Annotated in this window: 12 protein-coding genes; 2 read left to right on the top strand and 10 right to left on the bottom strand. The window is 73.5% G+C overall.

What is annotated here, in order from left to right; translation table 11 throughout:
• Positions 1–25 precede the first annotated feature (25 nt).
• From AB0F04_RS37555 to AB0F04_RS37535, 5 genes are all read right to left on the bottom strand, one after another.
• On the bottom strand, positions 26–1,168 hold the full coding sequence (locus tag AB0F04_RS37555; protein WP_362050857.1) for a glycosyltransferase family 4 protein: 1,143 nt from the start codon (positions 1,166–1,168) through the stop codon (positions 26–28).
• Between the two features lie 265 nt (positions 1,169–1,433).
• Positions 1,434–3,152, bottom strand: a complete 1,719-nt coding sequence (gene recN, locus AB0F04_RS37550) for a DNA repair protein RecN (protein ID WP_362050914.1) — start codon at positions 3,150–3,152, stop codon at positions 1,434–1,436.
• A gap of 157 nt (positions 3,153–3,309) precedes the next feature.
• Positions 3,310–4,215 carry an NAD kinase gene (locus AB0F04_RS37545; RefSeq protein ID WP_362050854.1) on the bottom strand — a complete coding sequence of 302 codons (906 nt, stop codon included), beginning with the start codon at positions 4,213–4,215 and terminating at the stop codon, positions 3,310–3,312.
• On the bottom strand, positions 4,212–5,027 hold the full coding sequence (locus AB0F04_RS37540) for a TlyA family RNA methyltransferase (RefSeq protein WP_362050851.1): 816 nt from the start codon (positions 5,025–5,027) through the stop codon (positions 4,212–4,214). Before AB0F04_RS37540 ends, AB0F04_RS37545 begins: the two co-directional genes overlap by 4 nt.
• A 7-nt stretch (positions 5,028–5,034) precedes the next feature.
• Positions 5,035–5,310 (bottom strand): hypothetical protein, encoded by a 276-nt coding sequence (locus tag AB0F04_RS37535; protein ID WP_362050848.1) that lies wholly within the window; start codon positions 5,308–5,310, stop codon positions 5,035–5,037.
• Positions 5,311–5,352: 42 nt separating this feature from the next.
• Between AB0F04_RS37535 and AB0F04_RS37530 the strand changes: the two genes are divergently transcribed.
• Complete coding sequence (locus AB0F04_RS37530) at positions 5,353–5,700, top strand: sterol-binding protein (protein ID WP_362050845.1); 348 nt, start codon at positions 5,353–5,355, stop codon at positions 5,698–5,700.
• Here AB0F04_RS37530 and AB0F04_RS37525 read toward each other — a convergent pair.
• From AB0F04_RS37525 to AB0F04_RS37510, 4 genes are all read right to left on the bottom strand, one after another.
• Complete coding sequence (locus AB0F04_RS37525) at positions 5,684–6,577, bottom strand: ABC transporter ATP-binding protein (protein WP_362050842.1); 894 nt, start codon at positions 6,575–6,577, stop codon at positions 5,684–5,686. The two genes, AB0F04_RS37530 and AB0F04_RS37525, sit on opposite strands and share 17 nt — an antisense overlap.
• Entirely contained in the window at positions 6,574–7,611 is a 1,038-nt protein-coding gene (locus AB0F04_RS37520) for an iron chelate uptake ABC transporter family permease subunit (RefSeq protein WP_362050840.1), read from the bottom strand. Before AB0F04_RS37520 ends, AB0F04_RS37525 begins: the two co-directional genes overlap by 4 nt.
• A complete protein-coding gene (locus AB0F04_RS37515) occupies positions 7,608–8,651 on the bottom strand; it encodes an iron chelate uptake ABC transporter family permease subunit (protein WP_362050837.1) in 1,044 nt (347 codons plus the stop codon). The genes AB0F04_RS37520 and AB0F04_RS37515 overlap by 4 nt, the downstream gene beginning before the upstream one ends.
• A gap of 104 nt (positions 8,652–8,755) precedes the next feature.
• A complete protein-coding gene (locus tag AB0F04_RS37510; RefSeq protein WP_362050834.1) occupies positions 8,756–9,787 on the bottom strand; it encodes an HAD hydrolase-like protein in 1,032 nt (343 codons plus the stop codon).
• A 72-nt stretch (positions 9,788–9,859) separates the two neighbouring features.
• On the opposite strand from AB0F04_RS37510, the gene AB0F04_RS37505 reads away from it, so the two are divergent.
• Positions 9,860–11,152, top strand: coding sequence for a DUF1015 domain-containing protein (locus AB0F04_RS37505; protein WP_362050831.1), 1,293 nt, complete (start codon positions 9,860–9,862; stop codon positions 11,150–11,152).
• 109 nt (positions 11,153–11,261) lie between these two features.
• Here the strand turns inward: AB0F04_RS37505 and AB0F04_RS37500 are convergent, their stop codons facing one another.
• On the bottom strand, positions 11,262–12,023 hold the full coding sequence (locus AB0F04_RS37500; RefSeq protein WP_362050911.1) for a tetratricopeptide repeat protein: 762 nt from the start codon (positions 12,021–12,023) through the stop codon (positions 11,262–11,264).
• Between the last annotated feature and the right edge of the window lie 860 nt (positions 12,024–12,883).

Raw genomic sequence — 12,883 nt, 5'->3', positions numbered from 1 at the left:
AGCTCCTGGGCGTCTCTCGGCTTCCCTAGGTGAGCGGGCGGGGTTGCGTCAGCTCGTCGTACACGCTGAGGACCTGGGCGACCGTCTCGTCCTCGGTCGGCCAGGTGGCGGCCTGCCGGGCGCCCCGGGCCGTCAGCAGGTCCCGGCGCGACGGGTCGTCGAGCAGCCGTACGACGGCGTCGGCCAGGGCATTGGCGTCGCCGTACGGGACGAGTTCGGCCGCGTCGCCGACGAGTTCGGGGATGCCGCCGACCTCCGTCGCGACGAGCGGCACGCGTGCGTGGAGCGCCTCCTGGGCGAGAACGGAGCGGGCCTCCCAGCGGCTCGGCAGCAGGGCGAGGTCGGCGGCGGCGAGCAGGTCGCTGATGTCGTCGCGCCGCCCGATGAGCCGGACGGGCAGCCCCTCCTCCTCGATCCGGCCCTGGAGTTCACCGCGCAGCGGCCCTTCCCCGGCGATCACGACCAGCGGCACGGGATCGAGCCGGCGCCAGGCGCGTGCGGCGTCCAGCAGCACGTCGTACCCGCGGTGCCGTTCCAGGGAGCCCACGGCCATCAGCAACGGCCTGCCGATGGCGCCGAGTTCGGCGCGGACCTTGGGCCGCAGCCGGTCGGGGTCGTCGGGTTCGCGGGGGCTGCGGGGGCCGGGCAGGGCGACGGCCGCGAGCCGGGCGTCCCGCGCGCCGGTGAGCCTGGCCCGGTCCACGAGCGGCGAGGTCGTGCCCAGCACCACGGTGGCCGCCTTCACGACCCTGCGCTCCAGTACCCGCAGCATGTGCGCGCGGGCCCCGTCGGCATGCGCCCGGTCGTGCCACGTCACCACCAGCGGGGTGCGCACGCGCCGCCCGCTCAGGGCGAGGACGGTACGGAAGGAGGCGTGCAGGCCGTGCGCGTGCACCAGATCGGCGTGGGCGCAGGCCGCGCGCAGGGCCGCCACCGACACTGGGTCGCTGCTGCGCGGCACGTGCACGTGATCGGCGCCGACTCCGCTGAAGTCATAGGCGCGATCGGCCTCGTAGGGGGCGCACACCGTGACTTTCACGCCCCGCGCGACGAGCCCCGCGGCCAGCGAGCGCACATGCGCGCTGCTGGCGGCGTTGCCTCCGCCCAGCACCTGCACGGTGCGCAGCGGCAACTGGCCGTGCGGTGAGTGGCTGCTCACGGGGGTCACGTGGCCGGGCTCCTGGTTCGGGTCGGGCGGTCACGACGCGTACTCCGCCAAGGATGCCAGGACGTAAGGGGGTTCCGGGAACGCCGGAGCCCCCGCGACGCCACAGCGGGGTGCGGCATCGGGGGATTACGCCGGGCCGGGTCACCCACACGAGTGAAATCGGGCGACCCGCCCGGCCCTTGCCGGAAACCGCCGGTGCACCGCTCCGAGGGTCTGTTGCGAACGTGGCGCCTGCCGTGCGACGACGCCACTTTCGCCGCAGACCCTAGGCGTCCGCCCTGGCCGCCGCGAGCAGCTCCTCCGCGTGCGCCCGGGCCGTCTCGGAGTCCTCCTGGCCGGCGAGCATGCGGGACAGCTCCCGGACCCGGTCCTCGCCTTCGAGGACCTTGACTCCGGAGCGGGTCACGGACCCGTCGTTGGTCTTCTCGACCAGCAACTGCCGGTCGGCGAAGGCCGCCACCTGCGGCAGATGCGTCACGACCACGACCTGCGCGGTCTTCGCCAGCCGCGCGAGCCGCCGGCCGATCTCGACCGCCGCCTTGCCGCCGACCCCGGCGTCGACCTCGTCGAAGAGGTACGTCGGCACGGGATCCGTCCCCGCGAACACGACCTCCACGGCCAGCATCACCCGTGACAGCTCACCGCCGGACGCGCCCTTGGCGATCGGCCGGGGCGGCGCGCCCGGGTGCGGGGCCAGCAGCAGCTCGACCTCGTCGGCGCCCGCGGGGCCGTAGGCGACCGGACGGCCGCCGACCTCGACGCCGTCGGGGTCCTCGGTCTGCCGGATGTCGAAGGACACGCGCGCGTGCGGCATGGCGAGCGAGGCCAGCTCGGCGGTCACGGCGGCGGCGAACCGCTCGGCGGCCTCCGTCCGGGCATCCGTCAACGCCTGCGCCAGCCCGCCCAGTTCCGACCGCAGGGCGTCCCGCTCGGCCGTCAGCTCCCCGATCCGCTCGTCGTCGCCCTCGAGTTCGGTGAGCCGCGCGGCGCTCTGCTCGGCCCAGGCCAGCACGGTCGCGATGTCCTCGCCGTACTTCCGGGTCAGTCCGGTGAGCGCGGCCCGACGCTCCTCGACGGCCGCGAGCCGCAGCGGATCGGCGTCCAGGTCGTCGGCGTACCCCGCCAGGTCGCCCGCCGCGTCGCGCAGCAGGATCCCGATCTCCCCGACGCGGTCGGCGAGCGCCGCCAGCGCCGAGTCGTGCGACCGCACGGCGTCCAGGGCCCGCTGGGCGCCCGCTACGAGAGTCCCCGCGTCGACACCCTCCGGGTCCTCGGGATTGCCCGCGAGGGCGGCGTGCGCGGCCGCCGCGGCGGATGCCAGCGCCTCGGCGTGCCCGAGCCGCTCGGCCTCCTCGGCCAGCTCCACGTCCTCACCGGCCCGGGGCTCCACGGCCGCGATCTCGTCGAGCCCGAAGCGCAGCAGGTCGGCCTCCTGGGCCCGTTCCCGGGCCCGGGTGGTGATCTCGTCGAGCTCGGCGGCCACGGCCCGCAGCCGCTTGTACGCCTCGCCGTACTTGGCCAGCGGTCCGGCGACCGCGTCGCCCGCGTACCGGTCGAGTGCCTGCCGCTGCCGGGACAGCTTGAGCAGTCCCTGCTGGTCGGTCTGCCCGTGCACGGCCACCAGCTCGTCCGCGAGCTCGGCGAGCACGCCCACGGGCACGCTGCGCCCGCCCAGGTGCGCCCGGGAGCGCCCCTCGGCCGAGACGGTACGGCTGATCAGCAGGGCCCCGTCGTCCAGCTCGGCCCCGGCCTCCTCGGCGCGCACCGCGACCGTGGCGTCGCGGGGGACGGTGATCCGCCCCTCCACGACGGCCTTCCCGGCCCCGATCCGTACGAGCGCCGGGTCGGCCCGTCCGCCCAGCAGCAACCCCAGGCTGGTGACCACCATGGTCTTGCCCGCACCCGTCTCACCGGTGACCGCGGTGAACCCGGGCAACAGCTCGACGACGGCGTCGTCGATCACGCCCAGCGACCGTATCCGCATCTCCTCCAACACGGACACGACCTTACGAGGTCCGGACCGGGGATTGCGACCGGCCCGGCCCTGTCACCCACGCGAGTGGTGATCGGCCCCTGGGGGCGCGGGGAACTGCGCGACAAGCCACAGAGCACCCGCGCCCGCCGACGACGAGCACCCACCCCTAATGAGGTGCGCCCCGCCACCCGGAAACAGGCAGCGCGAACTTCGCCACCAGCCGGTCCGTGAAAGAAGCATGGTGCAGCCGAGCCAGCCGCACCGGCACAGCCCCCCGCCGCACCTCCACACGCGCCCCGGCCGGCAACTCCACCGTCCGCCGCCCGTCACACCACAGCACCCCGGGCGGGATGTGCGGCAGAACCTCCACAGCCAACACGGAATCCGGCGATGTCACGAGCGGCTTCGCGAACAGCGCGTGCGCGGAGATCGGCACCATCAGCAGCGCCTCGACCTCCGGCCACACCACCGGCCCGCCCGCCGAGAAGGCGTACGCCGTCGACCCGGTGGGCGTCGCACACACGATCCCGTCGCAGCCGAATCCCGTCACCGGCCGCCCGTCGATCTCTAGGACGATCTCCAGCATCCGCTCGGCGGACACCTTCTGCACGGCCGCCTCGTTCAGCGCCCAGTCCGTGTGCACGATGTCGCCGTTCTGGTGCACCACGACGTCGACGGTCATCCGCTCCTCGACCTCGTACGCCCTGGTCACCACCCGGTCGACGACCTTGTCGAGATCGTCCCGCTCGGCCTCCGCGAGGAACCCGACGCGCCCGAGGTTGACGCCCAGCATCGGCACGCCCGACGCCCGGGCGAACTCGGCGCCACGCAGCAGCGTGCCGTCGCCGCCCAGCACGATCAGCAGCTCGCATCCGTCGAGGCACTGCGGGGTGGCTTCCTTGACCAGCTCCACCTCCGCCGGCAGCGGCAGGTCGCGTGCCTCGGCCTCCAGGACGCGCACGCCAAGACCGGAGCGCAGCAGCCCCTTCACGACGAGCTCGGCACTGCGCACGGCCGCGGGCCGGCCCGTGTGGGCGAGCAGGAAAACAGTACGAGCTCGGTTCTCGGTCAACGCGGCCCCTCCGCCACTGCACGGTCTGCCTCGGCCGGGTCCAGTTCCGGTGCCCCGGACCGCAGCCACAGAAAGTATTCGACATTCCCCGACGGCCCGGGCAGCGGACTGGCCGTCACGCCCTTCACCCCGAGCCCCAGCCCCCAGGCCTTCTCGGCCACCCCCTGTACCGCCTCGGCCCGCAGCTGGGTGCTGCGTACCACTCCCCCGCTGCCGAGGCGCTCCTTGCCCACCTCGAACTGCGGCTTGACCATCATCACCAGATCGGCGTCCGGCTTCACGCACCGCACCAGGGCGGGCAGGACCAGCCCGAGCGGGATGAAGGACAGATCCCCCACGACAAGATCCACTGGCTCCCCATCGATCGCTTCAAGCGTCAACTCGCGTACGTTCGTACGGTCCTTGACGGTGACGCGTTCATCTTTCTGGAGGGACCACGCGAGTTGTCCGTATCCGACGTCGACGGCGACGACGTGGGCCGCGCCCGCGCGCAGCAGGACGTCGGTGAAACCGCCGGTGGACGCGCCCGCGTCGAGCGCCCTGCGCCCCTCGACGGCCAGTCCCTGAGGGCCGAACACCGCGAGCGCGCCGGCCAGCTTGTGACCGCCGCGCGAGACGTAGTCGGGGTCGCTGTCGTCCTGGGCGACCAGGATCGCGGCCGCGGTCTCCACCTGCGTGGCGGGTTTCGTCGCGACGGTCTTGCCCACGGACACCCGCCCCGCGGCGATCAGCTGCGCGGCGTGCTCACGCGAGCGCGCGAGCTTCCGGCGGACCAGCTCCGCGTCCAGACGGCGGCGTGCGACTCCTGCCACGTTCGGCTCAGCTCCTAGGTGCGTGCGGCATCGGGGGCCCCGGAGGTCCCGGGCGTACGTCGAGCGCGGTGAGCGCGTCGCGCAGCCCCCGGTGTACATCCTCGTACACCTCGAGATGCCCGTCCGTGGCGAGGTGGTCCGCGTCGCCGAGCCGGTCCAGGGCGGCATCCACCCCGGCGTCGCCGGTGGGCGTGCGGGGCACGTTCAGGGGAGCGGGGGCGGCGGGGTCGTACGCCGGCTCTTCCTCCGCCGCCGGCGGGGGCTCGGGAACTGCGTCGTTCATGCCCCGACGCTACCGCGAACCGCTGCGGTACCGTCGACCGCGATGGCCACGATCGAGGAGTGCCGCAGCGCACTCGACAAGCTCTCGGACAACATGCAGCGCGCCGAAGGGGACGTCCGCGACGCCGCGGCCCTGGACCGCTCGGTGAGCTGCCACATCACGGACCTCGACGTCACCTTCGCCGGCCGGATGCGCGGCGGGCGGATCGAGGTGCACGACACCGTGCCGGGGCCGCCGCCCGGCAAGGCCGAGATCAGACTCGCCATGACCGGCGACGACCTGGTGGCCCTGGTGGGCGGCGAGCTGAACTTCGCCAGGGCCTGGGGTTCGGGCCGGGTGAAGCTGCACGCCGGTGTGCGTGACCTGCTCCAGCTCAGGAAGCTTCTGTAGCCGCGGCCTTCCCGACCGTGCTCCGAACGCGGGCCTTGCGGGCCGCCGGCACGACCAGCGGGGTGCCCGTCTCCGGGTCGTCGATGACCTGGCAGCGCAGCCCGAAGACCTCCTCGACCAGGTCCGCCGTGACGATGTCCTTCGGCGCGCCCTCGGCGATGACCCGGCCCTCGCGCAGGGCGATGAGGTGGGTGGCGTAGCGGGCGGCGTGGTTGAGGTCGTGCAGTACGGCGACGAGCGTGCGGCCCTGCTCCTCGTGCAGATCCGCGCACAGGTCCAGCACGTCGATCTGGTGCTGGATGTCCAGGTACGTCGTCGGCTCGTCGAGCAGCAGCAGCGGCGTCTGCTGGGCGAGGGCCATGGCGATCCACACGCGCTGGCGCTGGCCGCCCGAGAGCTCGTCGACGTAGCGGTCGCCGAGCTCGGCGACGCCCGTCTGCCGCATGGACTCCTGGACGATCCGCTCGTCCTCGGCGGACCACTGGCGCAGGATGCCCTGGTGCGGGTAGCGGCCGCGCCCGACCAGGTCGGCGACGGTGATGCCGTCGGGCGCGATCGACGTCTGGGGCAGCAGGCCGAGGGTCCGCGCGACCTTCTTCGCGGCCATCGACTGGATGACCTGCCCGTCGAGCAGCACCCGGCCCTCGCTCGGCTTGAGCATCCGCGACAGCGCCCGCAGCAGCGTCGACTTGCCGCACGCGTTGGGGCCGACGATCACCGTGAACGACTGGTCGGGTATCTCCACCGACAGTTGCTCGGCGATGACCCGCCGGTCGTAGGCGAGGGTGACGTTCTCGGCGGACAGGCGGTTCACGGTGCTCCCTTGGTAGTTCAGTCCGCTGCTGGTCCTGCTCTCGGCGAGCGTGCCCGCCCTCATATCCGGCCCGCCCTGCGCTCGCTGACCAGCAGCCACAGCAGGTAGACACCGCCGAGGACGCCGGTCACCACGCCCACGGGCAGCTGCTCGGCGCCGAACGCCCGCTGCGAGACCCAGTCGGCGACGACCAGCAGGGCGGCCCCCATGCACAGCGAGGCCAGCAGGTTCGGCCCGGGTGAGCGGGTCAGGCGCCGGGCCAGCTGCGGCGCGGTGAGCGCCACGAAGCTGACGGGGCCGGCCGCGGCGGTGGCGGAGGCGGTGAGCAGCACGGCCGCCACCATGAGCAGCAGCCTCACGCGCTCGACCCGCACTCCGAGGGCGTACGACACGTCGTCGCCCATCTCCATCATCCGCAGCCCGCGCGCGTTGACGAGGACGAGCGGCACCAGCACGGCGGTCAGCGCGAGCAGCGGCCACACCTGGTCCCAGTCCCGGCCGTCGAGGGACCCGGTCATCCACACCACCGCACGGGCGGCGTCCACGATGTCCGACTTGGTGAGCAGATAGCCGTTGACCGCCGTGACGATCGCGGAGACGCCGATGCCGACCAGGACCAGCCGGTAGCCGTGCACGCCCCGCTTCCAGGCGAGCACGTAGATGGCGAGTCCGGTCACCAGACCGCCCACTAGTGCCCCGACGGCGACCTGGTTGGCGCTGCCGGAGGTCAGCACGATCACCGTGAGCGCGCCGGCCGTCGCTCCCTGCCCGAGGCCGAGCACGTCCGGACTGCCCAGCGGGTTGCGGGAGATGGCCTGGAACAGCGCGCCGCCGAGCCCCAGCGAGGCACCGACCAGCAGCCCGACCAGGACCCGCGGCAACCGCAGTTCGTTGACGATGAACTCCTGGCCCGGATTTCCCTCTCCGGCCAGCGTCCGCAGCACGTCGGCGGCCGGGATCGGGAAGTCGCCGGTGCCGATGAGCACGACACTCGCCACGAGCGCCGCGACGAGCAGCAGGAGCACGACGATCAGGGCCCGCACGTCCAGGCGTACCGAGAGCCCGCCGGTCCGCACGGCACGGTTGGTGGTCTTCACAGCTGTGCCGTCCTCCGCCGTCGTACGAGAAAGATGAACACCGGCCCGCCGAGGATCGCGGTGACGATACCCACCTGGAGCTCCGAAGGACGGGCCACGATCCGGCCGATGACATCGGCGCCGAGCAGCAGCACGGGCGACAGGATCGCGGCGTACGGCAGGATCCAGCGCAGGTCGGGCCCGGTGAACGAGCGCACCACGTGCGGCACCATCAGCCCGACGAACACGATCGGTCCGCAGGCGGCGGTCGCGGCCCCGCACAGCACGGTCGCGGCCAGCATCGACAGCGCCCGGGTGCGGTTGAGGTTGGCGCCGAGCGCCTTGGCGGTGTCGTCGCCCATGGCCATCGCGTTGAGCGGCCGGGCCAGGGCCAGGGCCAGGGCCGTGCCGGTCAGCAGGAACGGCAGGACCTGCGTGATGGTCGAGTTCGTCGCCGAGGCCAGCGAACCGACCGTCCAGAAGCGCATCTTGCCCAGCGCCGCCTCGTCCATGATCATCACGGCCTGCAGGTAGCCGTACAGCGCGGCGCTGACGGCCGTACCGGCGAGCGCGAGCCGCACCGGCGTGGCGCCCCGGCTGCCGCCGAGGAACCAGACCAGCGCCCCGACCGCGGCCGCGCCGAGGAACGCGAACCAGACGTAGCCGGTGAGTGAGGTGACCCCGAAGTAGGTGATGGCCGTGACGACCGCGGCGGAGGCACCCGCGTTGATGCCGAGCAGTCCGGGATCGGCCAGCGGGTTGCGCGTGAGGGCCTGCAACACCGCCCCGGACAGACCGAGCGCGGCACCGGCGAGCAGCCCGAGCAGGGTCCGCGACAGGCGCTCCGCCACGACGACGTCGCCGTAGGTCCCCGAGTCCTCGTACAAGCCGTGCCAGACCTGCCCGAGGGACAGCTCCTTCGCTCCGATCGCGATACTCGCCAGCGCGACGAGCACCAGGATCGCCACGGACAGGAGCAGCCCGAAGGCTCGCACCGCCCGTCGGGTCGGGGGCGCGGGGGCGGTCTCCGCGCGCTGTTCGGGGGGACTGTCGACCAACACGTGGTTAGGTTAGCCTACCCTCGCATTCAGGCAAGATCCGGTGTCCCGAGATCCGGTGTCCCCGCCCCGCCCCGGGTACCCCCGCCCCGGGCACTGACAGGCGCTCAGATGCCCAGCCGCGCCAGCGCCTTCCCCCCGTCCAGCGCGCACGCGCCCTCACCGGCCGCCGTCCACGCCACGGCACACAGCGCACGCAGCCCGTCCAGTGCCTCGCCCTCCCCGTCGAGCTCCAGCCGGTCCGCACCGGCCGTCGCCGTCCAGCCACCGCACCGGAAGCCGCCCTCGCCCACCGCGACGACCTCCGGCTGACCGGCGAGCATCCCGCGCAGATCGGCGTCCACATACGTCGGCCGGTGCTGCGGCGGCGCGGCCAGCAACTGCGCGCCGTCGGTCACTCCGGTCAGGACGAGCAGCGAGTCGACCTCCCCGTTGAACGCGCCCTCGATGTCCGTGTCCAGCCGGTCCCCGACCACCAGGGGCCGCCGCGCCCCGGTCCGCAGAATGGTCTCCCGGTGCATCGGCGGCAGCGGCTTGCCCGCGACCTGCGGCTCGGCCCCCGTGGCGATCCGGACGACCTCCACCGCGGCCCCGTTGCCCGGCGCGATGCCCCGCCCGCTCGGAATCGTCAGGTCGGTGTTGGAGGCGAACCACGGCACGCCCCGTGCCACCGCGTAGGAGGCCTCGGCGAAGCGGCCCCAGGGCAGGTCCGGTCCGCCGAACCCCTGCACCACCGCCGCCGGGTCGTCGTCCGCCGACTCCACGGGCACCAGCCCGCGTTCGCGCAGCGCGACCCGCAGCCCGTCCCCGCCGATCACCAGCACCCGGGCGCCCTGCGGCACCTGCTCGCTGATCAGCCGCGCAACGGCCTGCGCCGAGGTGATGACGTCCTCCGCACCCGTCGGTATCCCCAGCTCGGTCAGATGCGCTGCCACGGTGTCGGGGGTCCGCAGCGCGTTGTTCGTCACGTACGCCAGGCGCATCCCGCCCTCCCGGGCCGTGGCCAGCGACTCGACCGCGTGCGCGATGGCACTCCCGCCCGCGTACACGACACCGTCGAGATCGAGCAGCGCCGTGTCGTACGCCTCGCTCAGGGCCTGCCCACTGCCCTCGGGCCTCGTCCTGACGCTTCGGCTCATCCCGCATCGCTCCTCGTTCGACGGCTTTCCCCCGATCATCCCCCATGCCACCGACAGCCGTACGATGCCGGGATGAACTCAGCAGGTCACTCGGAGGCAACGACGCACCGAGGCCTGGAACTCACCCCGTTCCGAGGCCTTCGTTACGACCCCGACCGGGTCGGCAGCCTTGCCGCCGTCACATCTCCCCCGTACGACGTCGTGGTCCGCCCCGACGGCCTGCACCACCTCGAATCCGCCGACCCCTACAACATCGTCCGCCTGATCCTCCCCCAGGCCGCCACACCCAGCGCCCGCAACGAGCGGGCCGCGGACACCCTGCGCCGCTGGCTGTCCGAGGGCATCCTCACCACCGACCCGGAACCGGGTCTCTACGTCTACGAGCAGCAGGACGGCGACGGCATGCTGCAACGCGGCATCATCGGCGCTCTGCGCGTGTCGGATCCGGCGGAGCGGCTGGTGCTGCCGCACGAGGACGTCATGCCGCACGTCGTCGCCGACCGCGCGGCACTCATGCGGGCCACCTCGGCCAACCTCGAACCCCTCCTGCTCACCTACCGGGGCGATGGCTCGACGACCGCCACAGCAGACCTGATCGAGCGCACCGCGACCCTGCCGCCGCTCCTGGCCACCACCACGGAGGACGGCTTCCGCCACCGCCTGTGGTCGGTCACCGCCCCCGGGGACCTGGCGACGATCCGGACGGACCTCGGCCGGCACCAGGCCCTGATCGCCGACGGCCACCACCGCTGGGCGACCTACCGCCGCCTGCGCGCGGAGCACCCCTCCCCCAGCCCGTGGGACCACGGCCTGGTCCTCCTCGTCGACACGGCCCGCTACCCGCTCCGGGTCCGCGCCATCCACCGCCTCCTGCACGATCTGCCGGTCGCCGAGGCCGTGGCAGCCCTGGAGGGCCACTTCCGCGTGCGGCGCCTCGACGTCCCACTGTCCGAGGCCCTGGACAAGCTGGCCGACGCCGCCTGCGCCGGGAACGCGTTCCTGCTGGCCGGCGACGGCGCCTTCCACCTCGTCGACCACCCGGACCCGGGCCTGCTGGCCCGTACGGTCCCCGCCGACCGCCCTGCGGCCTGGCGGACCCTGGACGCGACGGTCCTGCACGCCACGCTCCTCGAACATGTCTGGCGCGTCTCCGAGGACTCACCCGCCCACATCGCCTACATCCACGACACCGCGGCAACGGTCGAGAAGGCGGAACGCGACGGCGGAACGGCCGTCCTGATGCACCCGGTGCGCGAGGAGGTCGTGCGGGAGCTGGCCCGCCAGGGCGTGACGATGCCCCGCAAGTCGACGTCGTTCGGTCCGAAACCGGCAACCGGCCTGGTACTGCGGGCACTGGACCTCTGACAGGACGTCAGGGCGGGAGCGGCGTGACGCCGGCCCGACGCACCGGCATGACGAAGGGGGCGGGACCCGAGGCCTCACAGCCCGGGTCCCGCCCCCTGTCGCACGGACGTCAGTCCTTGTCGTCGCCGCCTTCGACGTCGGTCTCGCTCTCGTCCGCGTTCCGCGGGGCCGGAGCTTCCTCGTCCTCGTCCTCGACCATGGCGTCGACGAACTCCACGCCGTCCAGCTCGGCGAGCCGGTCCGAGGCGTCGGTGCTGCCGTCACGGTCGGCCTCGACGGCCTTCGCGAACCACTCCCGCGCCTCGCTCTCCCGCCCGGCGGCGAGCAGCGCGTCGGCGTAGGCGTACCGCAGGCGCGCGGTCCAGGGCTGCACGGAGTTCGCGGCCAGCTCGGGGCTCTGCAGCGTCACGATGGCCGCGTCCAGCTGCCCCATGTCCCGCCGGGCACCGGCTACGACGAGCCGCATCTCCACCTGGCCGGCCTTGTCGAGCTTGTGCACCTCGGGCGCCCCGGCCATGTCCAGCGCCTTCTCCGGCCGGCCGAGCCCGCGCTCGCAGTCGGCCATGACGGGCCACAGGTCGATGTTCCCGGTCATCCGCTTGGCGGCCCGGAACTCGGCCAGCGCCTCGCCGTACTTCTGACTGGCGTACGCGGCGAATCCGGCGGCTTCCCGCACGGCGGCGACACGCGACGCCAGCCGCAGCGCCACCCTGGAGTAGCCGTAGGCGCCCTCGGGGTCCTCGTCGAGGAGCCGCGCGACCATCACGAGGTTCCTGGCGACGTCGTCGGCGAGCGTCTTGGGCAGGCTCTGCAGCTCCTGGCGTACGTCCTTGTCGATCTCGTCACCCGTGACGTCCTCGGGGATCGGCAGCCGCTTGATCGGCTCCCTGTCCCGATCGCGCTCCTCACGGAACCGGCCCGGGCCGCGCCGGTCGTCACGGCCGCGGAAACCACCCCGATCGCCGTCACGCCGGTCGCCGTCCCGACGGAAGCCGCGCTCACCGCGGTCGTCCCGCCGGGGCCCGCGCCCACCACGGTCGTCACGGCCGCGGAAACCACCGCGCTCACCGCGGTTGTCGTCCCGCCGGAAGTCGCTGCGGTCGCCGCGGTTGTCGTCCCGCCGGAAGTCGCTGCGGTCGCCGCGGGGGCCGTCCTCACGGCGGAAACCGGGGCGCCCGCCCCGGCCGCCGTCGTCGCGCCGGAAGCCGCCGCGCTCCCCGCGGTCGTCGCCGCGACGGTCGTCCCGGCGCTCGTCACGGCCCCGGAAGCCACCACGGTCGTCGCGCCGGAAGCCACCACGGTCCCGGTCGCCGTCGCGCGGCCGGTCCCGGTCATCGCTGCGGAAGCCACGGTCGCGGTTGTCGTCCCGGCGGAAACCGCCACGGTCCCGGTCGTCGCGGCGGGGGAACCCGCCGCGGTCGCCGTCACGCCGGTCGTCCCGCCTGTCGTCCCTGCGGTCGTCACGCCGGTCGTCTCGCCGGAAGGCGGGACGCTCGCCGCGGTTGTCCCGGTCGTCACGGCGGAAGGGCGGGCGCTCACCACGGTCGTCCCGACGGAACCCACCCCGGTCACGATCGTCCCTACGGGGACCGCGGTCACGGTCGTCACGCCGGCCGAAGCCACCACCACGACTGTCGTCACGCCGGTCGTCTCGCCGGAAGGCGGGACGCTCGCCGCGGTTGTCCCGGTCGTCACGGCGGAAGGGCGGGCGCTCACCACGGTCGTCCCGAC

The organism is Streptomyces sp. NPDC029041, assembly GCF_040637515.1.
GTDB lineage: Bacteria > Actinomycetota > Actinomycetes > Streptomycetales > Streptomycetaceae > Streptomyces.
The sequence above is the reverse complement of the archived record's forward strand: the minus strand, read 5'-3'. Positions and strand labels throughout refer to the sequence as shown.